23 protein-coding genes, 2 pseudogenes and 1 other annotated feature are annotated in these 24,291 nt (G+C 31.5%); of the genes and pseudogenes, 9 read left to right on the top strand and 16 right to left on the bottom strand.

Going from position 1 to position 24,291, the window contains the following annotated elements:
- Positions 1-118 precede the first annotated feature (118 nt).
- Both ACWJKP_RS13860 and ACWJKP_RS13865 read right to left on the bottom strand, forming a co-directional pair.
- Positions 119-1,138, bottom strand: coding sequence for a sensor histidine kinase (locus ACWJKP_RS13860; RefSeq protein ID WP_165414467.1), 1,020 nt, complete (start codon positions 1,136-1,138; stop codon positions 119-121).
- The gene (locus ACWJKP_RS13865; RefSeq protein WP_462961215.1) at positions 1,135-1,809 is read right to left on the bottom strand and encodes a response regulator transcription factor; all 675 of its coding nucleotides are present in this window, start codon (positions 1,807-1,809) and stop codon (positions 1,135-1,137) included. The genes ACWJKP_RS13860 and ACWJKP_RS13865 overlap by 4 nt, the downstream gene beginning before the upstream one ends.
- Positions 1,810-2,253: 444 nt before the next feature.
- Between ACWJKP_RS13865 and ACWJKP_RS13870 the strand changes: the two genes are divergently transcribed.
- Positions 2,254-2,760 carry a flavin reductase gene (locus ACWJKP_RS13870; RefSeq protein ID WP_165415031.1) on the top strand — a complete coding sequence of 169 codons (507 nt, stop codon included), beginning with the start codon at positions 2,254-2,256 and terminating at the stop codon, positions 2,758-2,760.
- A gap of 126 nt (positions 2,761-2,886) precedes the next feature.
- Positions 2,887-3,003, top strand: a pseudogene (locus ACWJKP_RS13875) (nitroreductase family protein); the annotation flags it as partial.
- Positions 3,004-3,038: 35 nt separating this feature from the next.
- Here ACWJKP_RS13875 and ACWJKP_RS13880 read toward each other — a convergent pair.
- Positions 3,039-3,797, bottom strand: a complete 759-nt coding sequence (locus ACWJKP_RS13880) for an ABC transporter ATP-binding protein (protein ID WP_165415029.1) — start codon at positions 3,795-3,797, stop codon at positions 3,039-3,041.
- Between the two features lie 115 nt (positions 3,798-3,912).
- Between ACWJKP_RS13880 and ACWJKP_RS13885 the strand changes: the two genes are divergently transcribed.
- Positions 3,913-5,021 (top strand): IS3 family transposase gene (locus tag ACWJKP_RS13885; RefSeq protein ID WP_165415076.1). Its coding sequence is split into 2 segments (ribosomal slippage): positions 3,913-4,159 and positions 4,159-5,021, totalling 1,110 coding nucleotides; the frame shifts between segments, so codons are not numbered across the junction.
- Here the strand turns inward: ACWJKP_RS13885 and ACWJKP_RS13890 are convergent.
- From ACWJKP_RS13890 to ACWJKP_RS13920, 7 genes are all read right to left on the bottom strand, one after another.
- Positions 4,974-5,501: a CatB-related O-acetyltransferase gene (locus tag ACWJKP_RS13890; RefSeq protein WP_462961216.1), complete on the bottom strand. Its 528-nt coding sequence runs from the start codon at positions 5,499-5,501 to the stop codon at positions 4,974-4,976. The two genes, ACWJKP_RS13885 and ACWJKP_RS13890, sit on opposite strands and share 48 nt — an antisense overlap.
- A 166-nt stretch (positions 5,502-5,667) precedes the next feature.
- Positions 5,668-6,225: a cysteine hydrolase family protein gene (locus ACWJKP_RS13895; RefSeq protein WP_165414834.1), complete on the bottom strand. Its 558-nt coding sequence runs from the start codon at positions 6,223-6,225 to the stop codon at positions 5,668-5,670.
- A gap of 403 nt (positions 6,226-6,628) precedes the next feature.
- Positions 6,629-7,606, bottom strand: a complete 978-nt coding sequence (locus ACWJKP_RS13900) for a DUF4367 domain-containing protein (RefSeq protein ID WP_165414833.1) — start codon at positions 7,604-7,606, stop codon at positions 6,629-6,631.
- A complete protein-coding gene (locus ACWJKP_RS13905; RefSeq protein WP_165414832.1) occupies positions 7,596-8,171 on the bottom strand; it encodes a sigma-70 family RNA polymerase sigma factor in 576 nt (191 codons plus the stop codon). Before ACWJKP_RS13905 ends, ACWJKP_RS13900 begins: the two co-directional genes overlap by 11 nt.
- Before the next feature lie 243 nt (positions 8,172-8,414).
- The gene (locus ACWJKP_RS13910; protein WP_165414831.1) at positions 8,415-8,573 is read right to left on the bottom strand and encodes a DUF523 domain-containing protein; all 159 of its coding nucleotides are present in this window, start codon (positions 8,571-8,573) and stop codon (positions 8,415-8,417) included.
- A gap of 33 nt (positions 8,574-8,606) precedes the next feature.
- Positions 8,607-9,302, bottom strand: a complete 696-nt coding sequence (locus ACWJKP_RS13915; RefSeq protein WP_165414830.1) for an aspartate/glutamate racemase family protein — start codon at positions 9,300-9,302, stop codon at positions 8,607-8,609.
- 352 nt (positions 9,303-9,654) lie between these two features.
- On the bottom strand, positions 9,655-10,818 hold the full coding sequence (locus ACWJKP_RS13920) for a dicarboxylate/amino acid:cation symporter (protein ID WP_165414829.1): 1,164 nt from the start codon (positions 10,816-10,818) through the stop codon (positions 9,655-9,657).
- Positions 10,819-11,236: 418 nt separating this feature from the next.
- Here ACWJKP_RS13920 and ACWJKP_RS13925 point away from each other — a divergent pair, with 418 nt between their 5' ends.
- The 6 genes from ACWJKP_RS13925 to ACWJKP_RS13950 all read left to right on the top strand — a co-directional run bounded on the left by ACWJKP_RS13925 (position 11,237) and on the right by ACWJKP_RS13950 (position 16,628).
- On the top strand, positions 11,237-11,632 hold the full coding sequence (locus ACWJKP_RS13925) for a ribosomal maturation YjgA family protein (RefSeq protein WP_165414828.1): 396 nt from the start codon (positions 11,237-11,239) through the stop codon (positions 11,630-11,632).
- Between the two features lie 193 nt (positions 11,633-11,825).
- On the top strand, positions 11,826-12,506 hold the full coding sequence (locus ACWJKP_RS13930; protein ID WP_165414827.1) for an NAD(P)H-dependent oxidoreductase: 681 nt from the start codon (positions 11,826-11,828) through the stop codon (positions 12,504-12,506).
- A gap of 122 nt (positions 12,507-12,628) precedes the next feature.
- Positions 12,629-14,089: an IS1182 family transposase gene (locus ACWJKP_RS13935; protein WP_224578778.1), complete on the top strand. Its 1,461-nt coding sequence runs from the start codon at positions 12,629-12,631 to the stop codon at positions 14,087-14,089.
- Positions 14,090-14,405: 316 nt separating this feature from the next.
- Positions 14,406-14,651 (top strand): hypothetical protein, encoded by a 246-nt coding sequence (locus ACWJKP_RS13940; protein WP_165414746.1) that lies wholly within the window; start codon positions 14,406-14,408, stop codon positions 14,649-14,651.
- Positions 14,652-14,677: 26 nt separating this feature from the next.
- Positions 14,678-15,322, top strand: coding sequence for a YidC/Oxa1 family membrane protein insertase (locus ACWJKP_RS13945; RefSeq protein WP_165414747.1), 645 nt, complete (start codon positions 14,678-14,680; stop codon positions 15,320-15,322).
- A gap of 214 nt (positions 15,323-15,536) precedes the next feature.
- A complete protein-coding gene (locus tag ACWJKP_RS13950) occupies positions 15,537-16,628 on the top strand; it encodes a hypothetical protein (protein WP_165414748.1) in 1,092 nt (363 codons plus the stop codon).
- Positions 16,629-16,773: 145 nt separating this feature from the next.
- On the opposite strand, the gene thrS is transcribed toward ACWJKP_RS13950, so the two are convergent.
- The 6 genes and pseudogenes from thrS to ACWJKP_RS13980 all read right to left on the bottom strand — a co-directional run bounded on the left by thrS (position 16,774) and on the right by ACWJKP_RS13980 (position 24,113).
- Positions 16,774-18,543 carry a threonine--tRNA ligase gene (gene thrS / locus ACWJKP_RS13955; protein WP_462961217.1) on the bottom strand — a complete coding sequence of 590 codons (1,770 nt, stop codon included), beginning with the start codon at positions 18,541-18,543 and terminating at the stop codon, positions 16,774-16,776.
- A 39-nt stretch (positions 18,544-18,582) separates the two neighbouring features.
- Positions 18,583-18,809 (bottom strand) — a binding site (T-box leader).
- A 195-nt stretch (positions 18,810-19,004) separates the two neighbouring features.
- A complete protein-coding gene (locus ACWJKP_RS13960) occupies positions 19,005-19,139 on the bottom strand; it encodes a hypothetical protein (RefSeq protein ID WP_263492343.1) in 135 nt (44 codons plus the stop codon).
- A 74-nt stretch (positions 19,140-19,213) separates the two neighbouring features.
- Positions 19,214-21,847 (bottom strand): ABC transporter permease, encoded by a 2,634-nt coding sequence (locus tag ACWJKP_RS13965; RefSeq protein ID WP_165414750.1) that lies wholly within the window; start codon positions 21,845-21,847, stop codon positions 19,214-19,216.
- Positions 21,844-22,526: pseudogene (locus ACWJKP_RS13970) on the bottom strand (ABC transporter ATP-binding protein). Before ACWJKP_RS13970 ends, ACWJKP_RS13965 begins: the two are co-directional and overlap by 4 nt.
- A gap of 113 nt (positions 22,527-22,639) precedes the next feature.
- Positions 22,640-23,857 (bottom strand): sensor histidine kinase, encoded by a 1,218-nt coding sequence (locus ACWJKP_RS13975; RefSeq protein WP_165414752.1) that lies wholly within the window; start codon positions 23,855-23,857, stop codon positions 22,640-22,642.
- Entirely contained in the window at positions 23,850-24,113 is a 264-nt protein-coding gene (locus ACWJKP_RS13980; RefSeq protein ID WP_224578864.1) for a winged helix-turn-helix domain-containing protein, read from the bottom strand. The genes ACWJKP_RS13975 and ACWJKP_RS13980 overlap by 8 nt, the downstream gene beginning before the upstream one ends.
- Positions 24,114-24,291 lie beyond the last annotated feature (178 nt).

The following is a 24,291-nucleotide window of genomic DNA, read 5'->3' on the forward strand; positions in this document are numbered from 1 at the left end:
ACATAAACGACTTCTGAAAGTCGTTTATATTAATTATTTTGAATATGTTTTACACTCTTAGTATACAAAAAAGCAAAATATACCGCCATTGCTTCGGCTTACATTTTGCTCTTTCACCTTACATTTTTGTAACATCATAATAATTATCCCATTCTAGGAAATGAATAATTACTTTTGTGCCTTTACCATATTCTGACTCTAGGGTAATATAGTGACCAAGTTTTTTAGCAATCTTTTGTGAAAGATACAGTCCCATTCCACTGGCTTTTAATTTTTCACGTCTTCCGTTAAAACCTGTAAAGGACTTTTTAAACATTCTATTTATATCTTCACTTTTAATGCCTATTCCAGTATCTTCTACTATTAATAAAACTTCTTTTGTAGCTTTAATGTGTTTAAATATTATGCTTCCACCATTGCTGGTATATTTTAATGAGTTTGTAGCGAGCTGATCAATTATGAAGAGCAACCACTTTTTATCGGTATCTATAATAAGGTTTTCAGGGACTTTATTTATTAATTTAATATGTTTTTTTATAAATATAATTGAATGTTTTTTAATACTTTCTTTAATTAATTTGTTAATATTCACTTCTGAAAGAATATAATCCTCAGAAAAATTATTACTTCTTGAATAATAAAGTACCTTTTCAACATAATCCTCAATCTTTTCAAGTTCTTCTTTTAAGGATGAAGAGGCAACGCCTGTACTCTCAAGCAATAGCTTTGATGTAGTAATTGGCGTTTTAATTTCATGAACCCAAGCAGTCATAAACTCTGCATTTTCTTTGAAATCTGTTTCCGTGCCTCTTGTAACTTTCAGAAAATCTTCATAAAGCATCTGAATTATTTGAGCATATATTTCATCTTTATAATCTATTGGACCCGGTAAAATAGGAGTTTTATCTTCTGAATCTCTAACGAATAACAGCTTTTTAATTTGTTGAGCCTTTGCATAATAATCTATACTAATATAAATTATTAACATGAAAAAAGAAACAAATATAATATAAAGAACATTAGAAGTAAGTACGCGATTTTTTCTGTCAAAACATATAGTTAATGAAATAAAAGCCATGAGAAGAAAGTAAAATACTAAGAGCCTAAGATTTTCCTTTAAATATTTAATAAAGCTCATTTAATAACATATCCTTGATTTATAATGGTTTTAATAAAATCTATAAGGCCAATTCTCTTTAGCTTTTTCCTCAGTCTGTTTATATTAACTGTTAGTGTATTGTCGTCGATGAAGTTTTCATCCTGCCAAAGCTCCTGCATTATATCCTCGCGGCTTACTATAGTTTCATGTTTTTTCATTAATGTATATAACATTTTAAATTCATTTTTAGTTAGTTCAATTGATTTTTCGTCATAATAAAGGGTGTTATCCCTTAGTGATAGTACAACTCCCTTATAATCAATGGTATCCAAACTTGTATCTCCATAAGAATAGGTTCTACGTAAAATTGCATTTATTTTTGCCATAAGTATATCCAGAGAAAAAGGTTTTGTGATGTAATCATCCGCGCCCATATTCACGGCCATAATAACATCCATATTTGTACTTCTTGAAGATAAAAAAATTACTGGCACCTTAGAAACACTTCTAATCTTATTACACCAATAAAAACCATCAAAAGCAGGCAGATTTACATCCATTAGTACAAGTTGAGGCTTTATCTGTACAAATTCTTCAAATACATTATTGAAGTTACTAACTGCATAGGCTTCAAAACCCCATTTACAAAGGGATTCTTCTATTATATCTCTAATTTTCTCTTCATCTTCAATTACCAATATTTTATACATAATATCCCCCTTAGTGATTTTACATATTATCGTTCATACTCCTATAAGCCACCTATAATATATCATATTCTATAGATGAAATTAAATCTAAATTAAAATAACCATGAGTACTTCATAAAACAGAAGTAACCATGGCTTTTTATTCCTAAATTATTTTGTTATATATAGATATGTATCCAAGCTTCTATCTACAGCTTCTGAAATGATTTTTATAATTTCAAACATAATTTCCACTCCTATTCGTATAGTATATTACTTTCTACCTTTACCACTTGTTCAAGTATACGATCTACCACTATAATTATTCAAGCAGTTAACATAATTATATATAAATTGTATAATAAAGGTTTTAGGAGTTGGTCTGCATGTTTGTATATGTTAATATGGTTAGATAATGCATAAGTTAATTATTTGTTATAATCTATAAAAATTTACAGGAGGACAATTATGTTTAAAGAAATTAAAGTCGAGGAATTACAGTTCGACCCTTTCACAAAAATCGGGAAAGAATGGATGCTGATTACAGCAGGAAATAAGGAAAAATTTAATACAATGACTGCCAGTTGGGGTGGTGTTGGTGTTTATTGGGGAATGAATGTTGTTACAACATACATAAGGCCTCAGAGATATACGAAAGAATTTGTCGATGCTAATGACATGTTTACGATTGCTTTTTTTGATGAACCGTATAGGAAAGCCCTAAATATATGTGGTAGCATTTCAGGGAGAGACACAGATAAGGTAAAAAAAGCTGGACTCACTCCTTATTTTGTTGATGGTACCGCATCCTTTGAAGAAGCAAGCATGATAATGGTTTGTAGAAAGGTATATCATGATACCATGCCGCCTGAAAATTTCGAGTCCCAAGATAATGATACAAAATGGTATCCAAACAAGGATTATCATACAATGTACATCTCTGAAATTACAAAAGTGCTCGTAAAAGCCTAGACTTTTCTTGTATATTAAAAAAGCTGTCGTCATTGCTTACCAATTGGCGACAATTTTTATAGTATCGTATAAATATATACAATAATAATTATCAATTTTAAATATTAACAGGAGGAATCTAATAACATGATAAAAGAAATTAAAACGCGTAGAAGTATAAGGAAATATATTGATAAATCCGTTGAAAATGAAAAAATAACTCAGCTACTTGAGAGTGCAATACTTGCTCCATCTGGTAGTAACATCATCAGTAAAAATTGTGACGGTGAAATAACAAATCATATTCCTATTTCCCTCATTTTCACCGTTACTTCTTCGACCCTGCCATCAATATCCGTCCCGTCAAACTTCCCAAGCTTCAGCTCGCTCACGATTTTTCCGTCGCGCATAAACATAATACGCTCCGTCCGCGCCGCAACCTTTGCATCGTGAGTTACAAGCATAACCGCAGTACCGTCCGCGTTAATTTCAGAAAAGATGTTCATAATCTCCTGCGCGGATTTTGAGTTAAGCGCGCCCGTAGGCTCGTCGCCGAAGATGATTTTCGGGCTGTTCATAAGCGCGCGGCATATTCCCGCACGCTGAAGCTGACCTCCCGAAACCTGTGTAATGTTGCGCTTTTCAATATCCGCAATACCTGTCCTTTTCATAAGTGCTCCTGCCTTCTTCAAAATTTTTGCAGCGTTTTTTCTGTTGCCGCGCATTGACGGAAGAATGATGTTGTCGAGGATATTCAGATTTTTCAGCAAAGTCGGCTGCTGAAAAACAAATCCCATTTTTGTTCTAAGTATGTCTGCAAGCTCATTTTCCCTGAGTGCCGATAAATCCCTGCCGTCAAAATCAACCTTTCCAGCCTCAACGCCATCCATTCCGCTTAGCGCAAACATCAGCGTCGATTTTCCTGAGCCCGAAGATCCCATAACCGAAACGAACTCGCCCTCCTTTATTTCAACGGACACTCCGTCGAGAACATTGCGCTTTTCATTGCCCTCGCCGAAAGATTTTACTATATTTTCACCGATAATAATCTTCTTCATAATCTACTCCTTTATATTTTCAGATATTTTTATGGATAGGTTATAATTAGTTGTACAATAAATATTCGGACATGGTATAATATAAAAATATGAGAAAGAGAGAGTGGTTTATATCATGGGGAGAAATGGGAAAAATTATACTGAGGAATTTAAAAAACAACTAGTAGCACTTAGGAATAATGGTAAGGTTATTGCAGAAATATCAAGAGAATACGGGGTGGCTAAATCCACTATTAATAAATGGGTTGCAGATTATAGTAGTACTGGATCATTTAAAGCAAAAGATAATCGCAGCGATGCCGAAAATGAGTTGCTTAGATTGAAAAAAGAAAATGCTAGATTAGAGATGGAAAATGATATTTTAAAGCAAGCAGCGCTGATAATGGGACGAAAATAGAACTTATTTTAGCAAATAAGTATAAATACAGTATTAGCGCAATGTGCAGAGCACTAGGCATTCCAAGAGGGTTAGTTTACTATAAACGTAAAGAACGCAGGTTTAATTCAGAGTTAGAAAATGCAATTATAAAGATTTTCAAAGATAGTAAAAATAACTACGGTACAAGAAAAATAAAGGTTGAGCTATCCAAGATAGAAATTCAGGCATCAAGAGCTAAAATAGCATGCATAATGAAGAAATATGGACTAGTATCAAATTATACTATTAAACAGTTTAAAATACATAAATCTGGTTGTAACAATGATAAAGTTGACAACATCGTTAATAGAGATTTTCAAAATAGATCCAATCTAGATGTTGTTGTAAGTGACCTAACCTATGTAAATGTTGCTGGAAAATGGCACTACATATGCCTTCTTATAAATTTACATAATAGAGAGTTAATAAGTTACTCTGTGGGCAAGAATAAGGATGCTAAGCTTGTATATGAGGCCTTTATGAGGGCAGATTGTAATCTAAGCAACATAAATATATTCCATACAGACAGGGGCAACGAATTTAAAAATAAGATTATAGATGAGGTTTTAGAAACATTTAAGATCCAAAGGTCACTTAGTAAAAAAGGCTGTCCATACGATAATGCAGTTGCAGAAGCAACGTATAAAATAATAAAAACAGAATTTGCATATGATAGAGTATTTAGCAGTTTTGAAGAATTGGAACGAGAGTTATTTGATTACGTAAACTGGTATAATAACCATAGAATTCATGGTTCGTTAGACTATATGACACCAAAGGAATATAAGGTTAAGATGTCCGAATAAAGTTTGTACAAAAAAGTATTGACAATCCACTACTGCTCTAGTTCCAATAATTGCACCATCTCCAATTTTCACACCTGCCATAATTATAGCGTCATAACCTATCCACACATCATTGCCAATTACAATATCTCCTTTATTATCCCAAGCATCTGTTACATTACTGACGTCTAAACCCCATTCCTCATAAAATATTGGAAATGTATAAGTAGATATTGATTTCATTGTGTGATTTCCACTTGTCATGAGAAACTTCGCTTTACATGCAATTGAACAAAACTTCCCAATTATTAACTTATCATTGTTAACAGGATACTGATATAATACATTATTTTTTTCAAAATCCCTTGGATCACTATAATAATCATTATATATTGTATAATCTCCAACTCTTATATTATCTCTTGTAATTACATTTTTAAGATATATTGTTTGGTAATCATTACTTCTTGGATATACTTTACCTGAATTTAGAATAACCATATTTAACTCCCTTCATTTATATTGTCTTACTCTTACGACACATTTTTTTACGATTGTTCATCAATCGTATATTTAGGATTAATCTACTCTTTATGAAAAATGAGTCTTATTAAGTATAAATTTTATACTTGTACCCTTCAAAGAAAATTGTACTCTAAGGAACTCATTATTTATTTTGTTTAAACTTTTGAATTGTAGTTAAGAGTATCCCTTCGTTCTCATACTTTTCTAATATTTTTGGCATCTTCCTCATATTTGAGGTTACTATTGCATCCTCTAAAACTATTGATTTATATCCTTTATCTATTGCTCCTATTGATGTCCTGTATACACATGCAGTTGCATCTAATCCAACAATAAAGACTTCATTGATATGATTTTGTTTAAGGAAACTATCTAATTTAGGATTTGAAAAAGCATTTCCTTTATCTTTTGAATAAATATAATTATTAACAATCTTTATTCTTGAATCTATCTCACTTCCCTGCGTTCCTTTGATAAATCTGTTTCTCATTACAATTTTATTTAAAAAATTACTATTTATTTCATGCTTTATATATATAACAGTAATTCCTTTCTTTTCACTACTTTCAATAACTAAATTCACATTACTAATAAGTTCTTGTGAATTTTTATATGGTCGTTTTGCTGTTTTTCCTGTAGCATCCTCCTGTATATCTATCACAAGTAATGCTTTATTAATATTATCATTTTGATTATTCAATTCCGTCTCCCTCAATTGATTCATATTTTGACCCTAAAGTGATTTTCAATTAATCTTTTATAATAATGCCAACACTACGAAGGCCTAACAAACCCCCACCCTTATTCTCCATATTCATTCATTATCCCTGTTGTTCTTTCACCAGCCCCTGCTATAAAGACACATTTATATTCATACTTTTTCACACAGACGCCTCCTTTATATATTTCAATCTATTTTATACTTGTTTATGACACCTTCGTCACAAAATACAACTGCTTCGCAATTCTTTATGTAATATTATCATTTTTTACCACACTTTGGAACATTTCCTCATAAATAAAGATCATATATTAAAAAAATAAATAAATCACAAGTAAGCCAATATCCCTTACTTGTGATTTATTTTCATATGCCTTAATGATTATTTAATAGATTCTGCAATCTTTATTAGTTCACTCTTTTCAATTTCTCCTCTACCCGATAAACTATAAATACAATCTTTAGTTTCCCAATCAATATATCTATCATCACTTATTATAGCCTTTACCCCATTAATTTTTGTTTCTTCAATTTTACCATCTGTTCCAGATTCACATTTAGTGGTTTCATCTGGAAACCTTTGTTGCATAAATATAAACTTTCCAGTCTCCTTATTAGTAAAATACAAATCAATATATTTACTATTTTCAACTTTTGTTTCATTCTTCTCCTTGTAAACTCCTGCTCTATCAAATTTATATCCTTCTGGCAAAAACGTTGGAAGCTTAACATCAAAGCAAGTATATTCATTTAATTTACTAGAATCTTTTACTTCAACAACTACACCTTCTTCCATTTCTTTGTCCATTTTTCCTTGCTCAGCTACAGTTATTATTTTTCCATTCTGCATATGAGCAATTTTTTCACCTTTTGCTGTGAATAATTCGTTGCGATTGTCCTTCGTAACTACTTGTACTGGCTTTTTGTGTTTATCAAAAACTTTGCCTTTATACTCATCCGTAAGTCTCATCTCTTTTATTTTAGATGGTTCCGTTTGTATAACACTGAAATGTCCTAAAGATATAGTTTTTATTACTTTCTCAGCTATATCTTGAGCAAAGGATGTTTGCATTACAGAAACGCTTATTATACAAATTGCTGCTACTGCAATAGCATTTTTTTTGAATTTACTTGGTTTTTTCATAACATTCTCTCCTTTATTTTCATTTATACTTTTCAAAGTTTTATTAAATACCCCTTTTTTATTGCTGTCTTTACTAAAATCTTCTTTTGACATACTCATGCTAAATTCTAAAAGTTCGTTATATTCACTAGGTTCTATTTTTTTCTTATCCTCTATACCATTAAAATAAGCATCTATTTCTCTGGAAAATTTATCTTCAATTCTCTTATTGCTCATATCGTTTCCTCTCTTCCTCAATTTTCTTTTTTAGCTTTTTCATTGTTCTATAAAGTATTACTCCAACATTGCTTTCTGTAATATCTAATATTTGTGCTATCTCCTGATTTTTAAGATTTGCACCAAACTTAAGAGAAACAATATTTCGATCCCTTTCATTCAACATCTTCAAAGCCTTTGAAAGTTCACTGTTACTTTCTGCTGATAATATTATCTCTTCTGGAGTTTTTCTTTTTGATACCAAGTCCTTAATTCTGTCAATAGAGAATAATTTATGCTTTTTTAAACTTCTAAAATAATCATTTACTATGTTTCTAGCTATAGCAAACATCCACACCTCAAAAGGTGACTTATGTTTAGAATACATGTCTATTTTAAACATTATTTTTTCAAAAACCTGACTTGTAAGGTCTTCTGACGTTTCAATGCTATTAACACGATAATACATATAGTTGTAAACTCTTTTGTAATAGATTTCAAAAATATGAGCAATTTCTTCTTCTTTACATAATTCTTCTGTAACCTCTTTTTTATATGAAACATCACACAATGCAAGTTGCTTCATCTTTTTAAATCCCTCCCTTCTTTGTTTTTTACCCGGCCAAGTAATCTCATATGTTAATACGTAAAATTTTTCATTTCATTACATAAATTTATTATAATCTTTTTAATAGCAACCTCAGTCACAAACTATTGTTACAATAATATATTCTTATGTTATATTTAAAAAGCTCAATAAAATACTAATCTAAAAAAACAGATATAACATCATAGAATACTATGTTGCCTACCTATTTTTTCAGATTAGTTAAGTGTTTTCTGTATATACCTCAATACCATTTTTAAGTAATAGTTCTGCGGTAAAATCATTTCCTTTCTTCACTAAATCAGCTATAACTTTATTCTCTATATTTATTCCGTTATATCTACAATTAACACTTGCTAAACATGAACTTAGCAAATACATAAATCACCCTATAGTCACATGTTGCTCTACCCTCTATTTCTCTAAAGCAAATTCGACCGCAGAAATAGCATGTATTGTTGTCGTATCAAAAACTGGTATATTAATGTCTTCTTGCTTTATCAATAAAGGTATTTCTGTACATCCGAGCACTATTCCCTCAGCACCCTTTAATGATAAATTATTTATTATTTTTTTATATTTCTCCCTTGATCCTTCACTTATTAGACCTCTGCATAATTCATTATATATAATCTCATGAAGGATGTCTCTCTCATTTTCATCTGGAATAATTACATCAATATTAAATTTGTCTTTTAACACTTTTTTATAAAACTCTTGTTCCATAGTAAATTTAGTTCCAAGTAATCCAACCTTTTTCATTCCCTTTTGTATTATTTTTTCACCCGTTACTTCGGCTATATGTAAAACTTTTATTCCTACTCTGGACTCTATATCACTTGCCATTTTATGCATTGTATTAGTACATATTATAATAAAATCTGCACCACCATTTTTTAGTTTTTCAGCAGCATCAACCATAATATTAGTTAATTCATCCCATTTATTTTGATGCTGTAATCCTTCTATTTTTTCAAAATCTACTGAATACATTAAGCATTGTGCTGAATGAAGTCCTCCTAATTTTAATTTAGCAGTTTCATTTATTATTCTGTAATATTCAAGTGATGATTCCCAACTCATTCCACCTATTAAACCAATTGTTTTCAAATTAATCTTCTCCTCCACGTTTTTTTTACAATTCCGCAACAATTCACAAGTGAATTATACCATTTTTCGCCTTAATTTACCATTTGCTAGTGTGGATGAATTATAAGCTGTTTATCCATTTTATTGGGTCAAATGGCGGGTTACGAATATTACCTGTGTACAATGTGCACTAGGTTAATATCACTCATTTCTTACCCTCAAAGTATAGTTAATCCGCCGATGTTGGCGCTATACCAAAATTTAAAAAACAATTTCTATTAGTGTCCTTATATGAATATTAAAAACTACGATATGTAAAAACCAGGCACATCATAGATAATAATTCCATGATATGCCTGGCTTTTTAATATATTTATAATTTATGTTTATTTGCATATCCTGTAAGCATCAGTGTTAACGCACCATCCCCAGTAACATTACATGCAGTACCAAAGCTATCTTGCAACGCAAAAATTGTAATCATTAGTGCAGTACCCGTTTCATTGAAACCTAAAACGCTTACGATAAGACCTAACGAAGCCAAAACAGTTCCTCCAGGAACACCAGGAGCACCGATTGCAAAAATGCCGAGTAGAATAACGAATACTACCATGGATGTAGGATTAGGCAGCTTTCCGTAAAGAATTTGTGAAACAGTCATAACAAAAAAAACTTCAGTTAGAACAGAACCACAAAGGTGAATATTTGCAAATAGAGGAACACCAAAGTCTACCATATCTGGTCTCAGTGAATCTGATTTTTTTGCACATGATAATGCAACAGGTAGAGTAGCTGCTGAAGACATTGTCCCAACTGCTGTTAAGTATGCAGGTCCATAGTGCTTTAAAACAGACATAGGGTTTTTACCTGAGTATATACCTGCAATGCCGTATAAAACAGTAAGCCAGATAATATGACCAACAATTGCTATTAAAACGATACCTAAGAAAATAGGAAGTTGTTTAGTAACTGATCCCTCATAAGCAAGCGTCGCAAATGTTGAAGCTATGAAAACAGGAAGAATAGGAATAACTATTCTTGTAACAATTTCTAAAACCATGTTTTGAAATTCATCTAAAGCGGTTTCAATTGTTTTAGCACTTGTCCATGTTGCAGCTAATCCAATAACCATAGCGAATACTAATGCACTCATAACTGGCATAATTTGAGGAATATCAAGCTTGAAAATTAATGCAGGTAGCTCTTTTAATCCCTCAGTAGCAGGTGTTATTGAAAGACTTGGGATAATTGCATATCCAGCGATTGCTGACATAGTTGCAGCACCGATTGAGGATACATAAGCTATAAGAACAGCAATACCTAACATTTTTGTAGCATTGTTTTTTAGCTTAGTGATAGATGGTGCTATAAATCCAATGATGATAAGTGGTACAGCAAAGAAGATTATTTGTCCTAGTATATATTTAATGGTAACAATTACAACCATTAAGCTTTTTGGACATACTAAACCAATACCTAACCCTAGTGCTACACCGACAATTAGTTTGATAATTAAGTTATTAGATTTTTTTTTCATAGTTTTCCCCCCTACCGTTATTACGGTTAAAAAATGTATTTTTATTTCCAATTTTTAATATATCATCAAGTATAACATTAAATCATCACCTGCGGTGCTACAATCTTAACGACTTCAGAAGGATATGTATACTCCCACTGAAGTTTTCTCTTTGTTAATGTATATAACTCCCACTTATAGTAGTGGGAGACTTGACTTCTGAAATGTCGTTAAAATTAAAATAAATTCAAAATGATGGTAATTTGTTTGCTTTACGATATAATAGAGGTGATTCAATTGCATTGTATATATATAATATAATGGAAAATATAAGCCGTTTGCAACAAGGAATAAACGTAATATTGGAGTGACTTAGAGTAAAACCACTTTAAGTATTTCTGTTTATTTTAAAGTAAATGAGTGAAAGTAGAGGGTCTTTATGAAAATAAACATTAAGTATATATTGAGTTTTATTATTTTATTGATAACTGAAACAATTATTGCACTTTTTATAAATGACACCATTATTCGACCATACATTGGAGATATTCTGGTAGTTATTTTAATGTACACCTTCATAAGAGGGTTTATACAAAAAACAATAAAGTTTTTACCTATTTACCTATTCTTTTTTGCTTCAGCCGTAGAATTGGGTCAATATTATCATATTGTAGATTTGCTACATTTACAAAACAATAAAATGATTTCAACAATTATCGGAACTTCATTTGATATAAAAGATATTGTATGCTACCTAATTGGAAGCATACTTTTGGTTGTGTGGGAAAAAATCACAAGATATACTATTATAAATAAGCCTTTAGATAGGTGGTGATGTTAACGACATTTCAGAAGGGAAGTCTCCCACTTATATAAGTGGGAGTTCCATACTATAACAAAGATTAACGACTTCAGTGGGAGTATAAATCCCCTTCTGAAGTCGTTAATCTTTCAGCTCCGAAGGAGATGATTTAATTGAAGATCCTAATTATTAATGGGAGTGCACATAAAGGAAATACTGGGCACTTGTGGAAATAGTAAAAAAACATATGCAAGAACTTTCAGATAGAAATATATATTTTGACGAGGTACATTTAAAAGAAATAGGACTCCCCTTTTGTGCCGGATGTAGTTCATGCTTTATTAGAGGAAATAAAAGTTGCCCTCATCACTTGGAAGTGCAAAAACTTATTGATAAAATTGAAGAAAATGATGCGACAATTATTGCGAGTCCTTGCTATAGCAATCATGTGAGCGCATTGATGAAGAATTTTATAGATCATTTGGCTTTTAAAACTCACAGACCAAGCTTTTTCAGAAAGAAAATGCTCGCGGTATCCACTGCAGGTGGAAATGGCGCTAAAAGCTGTACCAAATACTTAAGAGAAACATTTATGTGTTGGGGATTTAATCGTGGATATGAACTTCCAGTTATATCGAATAGTTACGGAGAGTATGAACCTCCGCAAAAAGTGACTAAAAGATGCGAAAGAGTTGCTGAGAAATTCTACAAGGACGTTGATAGTGGGAAGTTATATTCTCCAACATTTGTGAATTTATTGGTTTATAATATTTTTCGTGGGATGAGCCATGCTGGAACTGAGGATGAATTTTATGACAATAAGTATTGGAAAGAAACTGGACTAGTTGATGTTGCATATGCGACAAAAATACCCCTTCCTTTTTACGAGGCCACTGAAAAACTATAAAAAAAATCGTCATCGAATTAAAGATGGCGATTTTTTTTATGTAAAAGACTAAAAACAAAAAGGAATTTTAAAAGATATGTCGAATTAGTATAGTAGACTAAAATAAAAGGGGCTATACTATTATGCTAAAAGGACAATTGGAAATAAAAATAAATACATACCATAGCTTATATTCGTTAATTATTCCGGAAGATAACATTTTAAAGCAAATTAATGACCTTGTTGACTTTTCATTTGTTTATGATGAATTGGTGGTTAACTATAGTTCATCTATGGGTAGAGGTGCTATTAACCCCATAATGCTATTTAAATATTTACTTTTGAAAGTAATATATGAATTGTCTGATGAAGATGTTGTTGAAAGAACTCTTTATGATATGTCCTTTAAATATTTTCTAAATTTAGCCCCAGAAGAAACAAATTTAATAAACTCAAGTACATTAACTAAATTTAGAAAGCTTCGCCTTAAAGACATGAATTTATTGGATTTATTAATAAACAAGACTGTAGAACTTGCTATAAAAGAGGGAGTTTTAAAAAGTAAAGCAATAATAGTTGATGCTACGCATACCAAGTCACGTTATAACCAAAAGTCAGCGAGCGAAGAATTATTGAAACGTGCAAAAAACTTAAGAAAAACATTGTATGGAGTACATCCTGGTATTAAAGAAGAGTTACCTAATAAAGTTACAACTGGAGTACTTGAAGATATTCTTGAGTACTGCAAATTATTAATTGATAGCATAAACGAGAAGCCAGAAACTGCAGCAAATCCAGCTGTGAAAACTAAATTAAACTACTTAATGGAAGCTATTAATGATGACTTAGAAAATCTAAAACTATCAAAAGATGAGGATGCAAAAGTGGGGCATAAAACTGAAGATAGTTCTTTTTTTGGATATAAATCACACCTTGCTATGAGTGAAGAACGTTTAATTACAGCAGCTGTTATTACAACTGGCGAAAAAAGTGATGGAAAGGAGCTCATAGCCTTAATAGAAAAAAGCCGTGAGGCTGGTATAGATGTTAATGAAGTAATTGGAGATACAGCTTATTCTGAAATGAAAAACTTAAAATATACAAAAGAAAATAAAATTGTATTAATTTCAAGACTAAATCCTGTAATTTCACAAGGAATGCGAAAAAAAGAAGATGAATTTGAGTTTAATAAAGATGCTGGTTTATTTGTATGTCCGGCAGGCCATATGGCTATTAAAAAAGCAAAACAGGGAAAGAAGAATGTTGGTAAAAATCAAGTGCTAACTTACTATTTTAATGTAGAAAAGTGTAAAAATTGTGTTCATAAAGATGGGTGCTATAAAGAAGGTGCTAAATCTAAAACTTATTCGGTTTCAATAAAGTCAAATACTCACAAAGATCAAATAGAGTTCGAAAAAAGTGAGTATTTTAAAAAACGTGCTAGAGAACGTTATATGATAGAGGCTAAAAACAGTGAACTTAAGCACCAGCATGGCTATGATGTAGCAACATCGTCAGGTTTAATTAGCATGCAAATGCAAGGTGCGTTATCAATCTTCACTGTGAATCTAAAGAGAATAATCAAGTTGAAAGGCATGAAATAAGGCTTTTTTAACTTAAATATAAAAATATAAAAAGAAAAAGCATGAAACATCCAAAAATATGGGTATTTCATGTTTTTTCTGTTCAAGCCTAAAAAACTTACTGAAAAGAGAGTGCTTTTTTCAGTGGCCTCCCTTTTTACAAATGTTTTTTTGGAAATATCATATATTCCTTTGCGAAGAGGATGGGGGCAAAGACAAAATTGACTTACAGGAAATAGCAATATTTGCGAAAAAAGCTCTTATTATTTTACAACTGTGGTAATATCTCTAACATATGTTATACTGTTTATAAATAGTAAGTGAGGAGGTATATAAGTTGAATTATGACTTAATAAATTTAATTCAGTTAATGTTTTTAGTTATATGTTTTGCTAGCATAGTCTCTTATACTGTATACTCCTATAAAAATCTTAAGTATAAAACTGAAGAAAATGTTGCAAGAAATATTTTAATTCAGTGGCTTGGATTTATAAAAAAAATACTTCCAGAAGATTATATTATTTATGAGAAATATGGTATGTGGATATATACAGAACGTTTTAAAATTGAAATGATGTTTTAGCCAAAATTATTCGAAGGAGGATAAATATGAACATCATTTTTAATTTTTTAAGTAGTTTATTAAATTCAATTTTTAATTTCACTGGGGATTGGGGCCTAGCAATAGTTTTACTTACGATAAGTGTAAGATTAGTACTTTCACCAATGTCTTTCAAACAAAAAAAATCCATGCAACAGCAGCAAAGGTTTGCTATAAAAATGAAAGAACTTAAGGAAAAATATAAAGATAACAAAGAAAAACTTGAAGTAGAAGTTAAAAAACAATCTGTCCAAAGTGCAAAAAGTATGATGGGGTGCTTAGTAACACTACTCCAACTGCCTATATTAATGACTATGTGGAGTGTATTTAATAAAATCCCTGTGAGCGTAGGTACATATCTTATACCTTGGGTGTCTAGTATTAAGATCTCAGACAGTTATTTTATCGTTCCGCTGATATATATGCTTGTATCCTTAACCCCAAGCCTGCTTTCATATGTAACTTTTTTAGAAATTAAAGGCCAGGCTACAATGAGCAAGAGTAATATCATAATAATGGCAGTAGTTGGTTTATTTGTTGCTAAAGCAGCTCCAATTGCAGTGGGGATATACTTGATAACCACAAGTGTGTTCAACTTTTTAGAAGAGCTTGTTTTTAGAATATATATGAGAAATTTAAAAACTGAAAATTAATAAATGTTAGAAAAAATCCTGCTAATTTATTTTATTAGCAGGATTTTTTAAATTTAACAGTCACAGTAGAAGACTTATTTCACAATTCCCTTCATATATATAGTAAAAGTAAAACATTGCTCTCCATTTATCATATATATTATTCGCTCTTTTTTATCAATTCTATTTATCTTATCCCTATTTACTATAAAATAGCGACTTGAGGTGTTGTATTTTGATACTTAGTAAAATTAAAAGTATTCTCAGTATTAAAAAAAAGCACATTGTGTGCATGTTATTAATTTTAATTATTTTCATTTCTTTGAGTGCACTGTTTGTCTATCATAAAATAAGTAATACACTGTCAAAGAACGCATTAAATTTAAGCAAGGGCGAATGGATAGTTATAACAGTTTGCAATTCTAAAAATAAAAGCGATTTATGGATGCTAAATACTAAGACACAAATAAAGCAAAAAATATTAAACAATAGAGGTGTAGTAGTAACCGGTAAAGTTAATACTAAAGGAGATATCTTACTTTATTCTGACGCCATCGGAACCAACCCATGGGATATATTTAGGCTTAATATGACTACCAAAGAAACATATCAAATTACTAATGATCCCTTAGGTCAATTTAACGTAAAATTTGGTGATGAAAAGGGAAATATAATTTTTGCGAAAAGTGGAGATAAAAACTCTCCTGTGCCCAAAATATCAAAAATAGATGTTGATAAAAAATATGGGAAAACTTTAGAATTTGGTTCTGATATTGCTGTACAAGATTTATATATATATAAAAATAAGATTATTGCACTAACATTTTCTTATAATGAATTTATAACAAAGAGGTTTGAGGAACAAAATGAATCTTCGAAAATAAAGTACACTATTATGGAAATGAATACAAATGGCGGTGAAAAAAAAGAGTTGGCTAAGATAAATGCTGTGAGATTAGATTCAATTTCTTTATCAAAATCAGGTAACTTTATAATTTTAGGAGGAGCAGGCGTAAAAAACACTGAAAGAGGATTTTATAAGTTAGTTGTAAATGGAAATAAAGTAAGTAGCTTACTAACTCAAGAACAGCTAAAAAAAACAAATAAGATTATGGAAATTTCTCAACCATATATAGCCTGTCTCAGCTCTAATGAAAAAAGTATTTACTTTGTTGCAGTTCCCAGTGGGGCTAGTGAAGCAACCTTTATGGGGCTAACAACTTATCCTAACAGCTTGTATTGTTATAACCTGAAAGAAAATAAGTTAAGTGAGGTTTTTAAAGTACCAGGTACATTTATCCCTTCGATATCTTTTACCTATCAATGAAACTGCGGTCATGGAACATCAAAGCGCTAATAAGGCTACACGCCTTTAAATTATCTTAAAGGAATGTAGCCTTATTATATTGAATAGAATGTTTTTTATTTTAAAAATAACCGAAATGGTATAATTAAATTTCATGTTTTTACAATTAATCATCTAGCCTTTTACTATCGATTTCCTGTATGATTCTTGAAATAAAGTCCTCAAGTAAGCAATTGCCCTCATCGCCATTCTTTCTACTTCTAAGGGATATACTCGCTGAGTTTTCTTCTTTTTCACCAATAACAATAATATATGGCAATCTTTCGCTTCGAGCCTCTCTAATTTTATAGCCTATTTTTTCTGCTCTACCATCTAAACTAACCCTGATATTATTTTCTTCCAGTTTATTTACTACAGCTTTTGCATAATTGTTATACTGCTCCGATATAGGTAGTATTTTAACTTGAACAGGTGATAGCCATGTTGGAAACTTTCCTGCAAAATGTTCTATCAAAATGCCAATAAATCTTTCTATACTACCAAAAATTACTCTGTGTATAACAATTGGTCTGTGCTTTTCTCCGTCACTGCCAATATATTGAAGATTAAATCTTTGAGGAAGCTGCAAATCTAGTTGTATAGTTCCACATTGCCATTCCCTTCCTATGCTATCTTGCAAGTGAAAGTCAATTTTAGGTCCGTAGAATGCTCCGTCTCCTTCATTTATCTTAAAGTCCATGTTCATTTCCGTGAGAGCGCCCTGAAGTGAGCTTTCTGCTAATTGCCACTCTTCATCACTTCCCATAGAATTTTCAGGTCTTGTTGAAAGTTCTACTCTATATTTAAATCCAAACCTTCCATAAACTTCATTTATAAGTTTAACTACACCCTTTATCTCTTCTTTTATCTGCTCCGGCAGCATGAATATGTGAGCATCATCCTGTGTAAATGCTCTAACCCTCATAAGCCCATGCAAAGCTCCAGATAGTTCATGTCTATGCACCTTTCCTAGTTCTCCAGCTCTTATTGGTAGATCCCTGTAAGAGTGAGTTTCTGATTTATATACAAGCATTCCTCCTGGACAGTTCATTGGTTTTATAGCGAATTCTTCTTCGTCTATATTGACAGTATACATATTTTCTTTATAGTGAGACCAATGCCCAGATGTTTCCCAAAGTTCCTTGTTTAATATCATAGGTGTTTCTATCTCAACATACCCAGCCTTATTATGAAGTTCTCTCCAGTACTCAATTAACTTATTTTTTAAAACTACGCCATTAGGGAGAAAGAATGGAAAACCTGGTCCTTCATCCATTAAAGCAAATAACTTTAGCTCTTTCCCGAGTTTTCTATGATCCCTTTTCTTCGCTTCTTCAAGCATATTCAAATATTCATCAAGTTCGCTTTTCCTCGCAAATGCCGTTCCGTATATTCTTTGAAGCATTTTATTTTTTTCACTACCCCTAAAGTAGGCCCCTGCAACTGATAATAGTTTGAAGGCTTTTACCTTTGAAGTTGATAATACATGAGGCCCTGCACAGAGTTCTATAAAATCTCCTTGCTTAAAGAAAACTAGTTCTTCATCCTCTGGCAAATCATTAATGAGTTCTATTTTATAAATTTCTCCCTTATCTTTCATAAGTCTTAAAGCTTCTTCCCTAGAAATCACTGATCTCTCGAGTCTTAAGTCTTCCTTAACTATTTTTCTCATTTCTTCTTCTATTTTCTCAAGCATATCCATAGTAAAGGGCTCTTCCACATCAAAGTCATAATAAAATCCATTATCTATTGCAGGCCCTATAGCCAATTTAACATTCGGATACAATCTTTTTACCGCCTGAGCAAGTATATGCGATGTGGTGTGCCTAAGTGCCCTTTTTCCTTCTTCTTCATTAGAATTTATTACACTGCCGTCTTTTATTACAACTTTTAACATGAATATTCCTCCTTCAAAAAATAATAAACCCGTCCCAAAATAAGGGACGAGTTTTATCGCGATTCCACCCAAATTACAGAAGGCTTAGTTTAAAATCACCTCTGTCACTCAATACCGCTAACGCCGGTCTGCGGAATTACCTACTTAAGTTCAGTAATCAACTCGGAGGTGGTTTTCAATAGTGCTCGCTTAAGAAACTTTTCAGCCGGTGAGTTTCTCTCTCTTTGAACAGTATACTATTTACTTTTCCTCTTCACAGTTTTTAATTTAAAATTAGTATATTCCAAAGCGTCTTCATTGTCAATATGTGTTATAATTATTATAATATGTGTATTTCATATATAAGTGATTATTTATATATTATATCCTAAAATTTTAACAACATTCTTGCAAATGATTTGATTGAAAAATATTTACTCATGATCTATAATTGAACTGACCGATAAATATTAAGAAGATAATTACATTATCCTGTATGTCCTTAAATATCGCGCTACCCCCTCTATAGGACTTAGTCCATACTCTTCAAGTAGTTCATTCATTAAACCTTGGTAGGGGTTCTTTACTTCTAGTCTTTCTGCTACCATTATTCCCATCCAGTGACCCTCCAATTCATTAGCTTTTTGCTAATTTTATTATACCTTACCCCGGGTCACCTGACCTAATAGTATTATACTATTTCGTCTTTGATTGATTCTATTACAATACTTTTTTTAACGCCTGTTGAAGAAATCCCATACGCCAAAAATATAGATGCAATTATAAGCATAGCATACGCTAAAATTGGTACAACTGGAAAAACAGACATAAACTCAGACCATGTAATTAAGGTTAATCTTAACATAAACCAACAAATAAATAATACTATTGGTATGCTAACAATAATCGGTGTTAATGCAAAGAACAAACCTTCTATCATCAACATTTTATTTAGTCCTTTTGGTGTTAATCCTACTGCCCGAAGCATAGCAAATTCTCTTTTGCGCAGTCTAAGATTATTCGAAATGGTAGAAAAAGCATTAATAATGCCAATTATTCCAAACATTAATGCTACAGAAAGAACACCAATAGAAACGGATTTTTGAACCAGTTTGTCATTATTTTTTTCTTCCAGTAGAGTCCATATACTAAAATCTTCGGATCCAAGATAAGAACTGCAAATTCGAGTTAGTTCTTTCTTAACACGTGGACTAGACTCATCACCCACAAATAAATCAATTGACATACTGCTAGATTCAAGCATGCGCTCTGGCATAAAATCACTAACTATCTTCTGATAGTTTTTCATAGGAACTATATATGCTAAGCTGTATCCACCCATGCTTAGCTCAGAGGGAGAAATCTCTGTAACATGGCCCACTTGAGCATTAAATTTATAATTTGTATTCATATCATTTTCTATTTTTTCATTTATTACTAGCTTATCGCCTTGTTTTATATTTAACAATGGTATTTTCTGCACAACTTTTGAATTCTCTGATACATAATGTGTGCTATCTAACAATACTCCTGTTGTCACACCATCCTTATAATATGCCTCCTCATCAGCACCAATTTTTTCACAATACTTTTTAAATGATTTATCGCTTAATCCAACTAAATTTGTTATAATTCTATACTTTCCATTTTCACTCAATACATTATGTTTGGAGGGTACCTTAGCAAATCCTCCATATTTAGCAAAAACATCTGACTCTTGTTTTGATGTTACATAAGTTGAAGTACGTACCTGTCTTCTAATGACACTATCCCTAACTTCAGGCAGAGAAGTAACTTCATTTATCATCTTATCACTTGGTTTATCAATCATTTTCAGGATAATCTTCATATCATGATTAGGTATTTCAGCATTCTTAGAATTGGCTAAATTAAAGATGGCTATAATGTTAAGATACCCAGCTATTAAGATAAAACACATTGAAAGAGATAGTACAGCCGTACGTAAAGCCCTTTTGTTAGCTGAAAATTGTGATATTGCTAGTTCACCTTCTATACCAAATATTTTTTTGATTATTAAGTGGGATTTTTGCTTTTTGAATTTTACTTTAGTACTATTCTGACGTATTCCAGCAATAGCTGATACTTTCATAATTTTTCTTGCGGGAATATACGCTGAAACTAAAATAGTAATCAATGAGATGATTATTGAAAAACCAACTACTACCCATGAGAAAGAAACATATGCATTCTTATAATCTTCTGTAACACTAAGAATTTTATTAACTTTAGAAAATACAATATTACTAAATAGGTATCCTATCATGATACCTATTGGTAATTGAATAATCCAGAGCAAAAGTCCTTCATAGAGAACAGAGGACTTAATTTGCCTTGGAGTTGCTCCTAAACTTTTTAGAATACTTAATTCCTTAATCCTACTGTTAGCAGATAAAGAAAATGCATTATAGATAATAAGAATAAATGACCCCATAACTAGTAAAGTAAGTGCTATTGCCATTGCTATCATCATAATGATTTGAGTGTTTTCACCACTTTTATCGCTAATTCCATATAAAGTTAATAAAGGTGTATTATACTTAACTGCATACTCTCCATGTTCATTTTTGGTTAATCCCGTAGATTTAGCAATCTGCGGTAATGTTTCATAGATTGTGCGAGGGTTCACAAAACGCATATAAACCGTAAGTTCATCTTTAGGCTTGATGCGCGAAGTATCCAAGTATCCCATGGCGATATATCCTGGGTAGGCAGAACTTACAGAAACATCTAATTCTCCAACTATGGTATATATATTAGTTCCTGTTGTCTTAAACCTCTCGCCTGATTGTTTGGACTCTTGAGGGTTAATTAGTTCACTACCAAGCATTCGATTGCCTGTGGGAAGAGTCAACTTATCACCAATTTTATATGAAGGATTATCCGAGAAGAATAATTTTGACATAACAATTTCTCCAGATTTTTTAGGAAGCCTACCTTCAGTAAGAGTATTTTTCAAACCCATGTCCAACCAAAAATTTGTATTAGCATCTCTTATTGATAGATACGGACGTTTTGTATTGGAAAGTTTAGCAGTACCCCACTGTCCTTTAATCATCGTGGTTTCAACCTCAGGATTCTCTGTGACATATTTTAATTTATCACCAGATATATAGCCGTATAATTCCCCCTGCCAATAACCTGTATTTTCAATTGTTGTGGTTAATTTTGTTTTCCATTTAGAATGTATAAATATACATAGTGAACATAGAAGTGCTGAAGCAATTATAATAGCAACTAGTATAGAAATTGTATGTCGCTTATTCTTTTTCATATGGTTGTATGTGTATTCGTTCATAATTTTCATTTCTTAATTACCTCATCTGACACAATTCTGCCATCCTCAATTGTAATCACTCTATCTGCTGATAATGCAATTTTTTCGTCATGTGTAATCAATATCATAGTCTGATTATACTCTTTATTTGAAACTCTCAACATCTCAAGAATAGCTTCCGTATTTGCCCTGTCAAGATTTCCAGTAGGTTCATCTGCTAGAATAATAGACGGTCTATAAATTAATGCTCGTGCTATAGCAACTCTTTGTTGCTGACCTCCTGAAAGCTGATTTGGTAGATGATTAAGCCTTTCGTTTAAACCAAGCATTTTTATAATCTTATTGAATTGTTCTTTCTTAGGTTTTTTACCATCTAACAGCATGGGTAATAATATATTTTTTCTACATTTAGTGTAGGAATAAGATTGTAAAACTGATATATTATTCCTACTTTTCGCCTTCTAAATAAAGCTAATTCAGTTTCATTCATTGATGAAATATCAGTGTCATCGATATATATTTTTCCTTTTGTAGGGTTATCCACTCCCCCTAACATATGAAGGAGTGTAGATTTTCCTGATCCACTTGATCCAATTATTGCAACAAATTGTCCTTTGCTTATCCTCAAATTTAAATTATCCAATGCAGTGACCTTTGTATTACCCATTCCATAGGTTTTTGTAAGATTTTCAGTTCTTAATATTTCCAAAGTATTATCTCCCCTCTTTAATAAGGCCTAATTCCATAATATTTAGTTGTTTTAGTCCTTATTTTCTTCTAAACCCATTATATCTTTGTTAAGTGACCGTTCGGTGACATTGCTTACAAATAAAACTTAATTGTGAATCGCGCTCCCCCTGTTTTTTTATTTTCTGCTCGAATTTCACCGTTTTGTTTCTTAACTATAGATTGAGCAAGAGCAAGTCCAATTCCTACACTATCTTTGGTTGAATTTTCGCCTTTGTAAAATCTAGTAAATAAGTGTGACATATCCTTTTTATGAAATCCTTCTCCATTATCTTCAATAATAATTTGTGTGCAAATAGGGTTTTGTTCATACACTATGGAAATTTCACCTCCACATGGTGTATGTTCTACACAGTTTTTAACAACATTTAAGATGGCTTCATTGCTCCAATAAAAATCTCCCATAAAAGCTACATCACTATCCTCTTGAATAGAAAGTTGTTGTTCTTTTTTTTCTATCATTAAAATTAATGGTTCAATAGAAGTACATACCAATTCATAAACATTAACCCATTTATATTCTAATGTTAAGGTTCCTACATCTAGTTTAGAAAGTATTAACAATGACGAAACCAAATGATTAAGACGGCATATCTGAGCTGAAATACGCTCAATATACAAAGCATCCTCCCCATTTACAGGCCTATCATCTAATAATTCAATCATAAGGGACATTGACGTAAGTGGAGTTTTCATTTGGTGAGAGATATCTGCAAGGTAATTTGTTAATTTTTCTTTTTCTTTCCTTTCTTTTTCTCGGTTTTCGCGAAGCAACACAACTGTTTTATATAATTCATCTTCTAAAATAGAGAATTCGTCTTCTTTCTTCTGAGTATTTATTCTATAATTTCCTTCGTTAATAGCGTAAAGATATTCTGCAAGATTATCAATACGTTTACGTTTTATATGATTTAGCCCTATCAGAAATCCTCCAAAACAAAAAAAGAGTAAAATAATCAAAAACAAAATACCAACCGTAACTATATTAAAACTTTTACGCTTATTATAAGAACCATATAATAATTCTTCACTATATCCATAGTGCTCTAATATTTTTTTCCCTTTATTAATTTCTGCTATATTATTAGTTTTTAGCGATGATATCAATACTTGTTCAATATTAGGATCAGCCTTAACACCAAACGCTATAATTTGTGCGGCTTTTTCATAAAAAATCTTCCCTGTCTGTTTAAAAATGAAATTTCCAAATATAATACAAAAAAATGTTATACATAAAAAACTAATAAACATCCATACAGTAATTTTCTTTTTATTTATATCCCACTTACTCATCCAACCTATAGCCTATTCCTCTCACTGTTTTAATAATTGTATTATTCGTAAGTTTTTGACGAAGACGCTTTATAGCTACTGATAATGTATTATCATTTACAAATTCCCCATCGATATCCCACAGTTTTTCCAATAAAGACCCTCGTGTTAAAGTACGGTTTTTATTTTCTAATAGTTGTTGAAATAGATTGTATTCACCAATTGTCAATTCTATTTCGAGATTATTTTTATATACCTTTGTTTCTGATTTAATCATTTTAATATTCCCACACCATAGAACATCCTCTTGTATCTGATGTTTTACAGTTCTCCGCAAAACAGCCAATATACGAGAATGCAAAACACTTAATTTAAAAGATAGGAATAGGTAAGACTTTGAAGTTATCTCCGCCTTTTCCCCTCCTCCACACAGTGCTTGCGACTTTCACCGCACA

It is taken from the genome of Clostridium sp. CM037 (assembly GCF_055081095.1).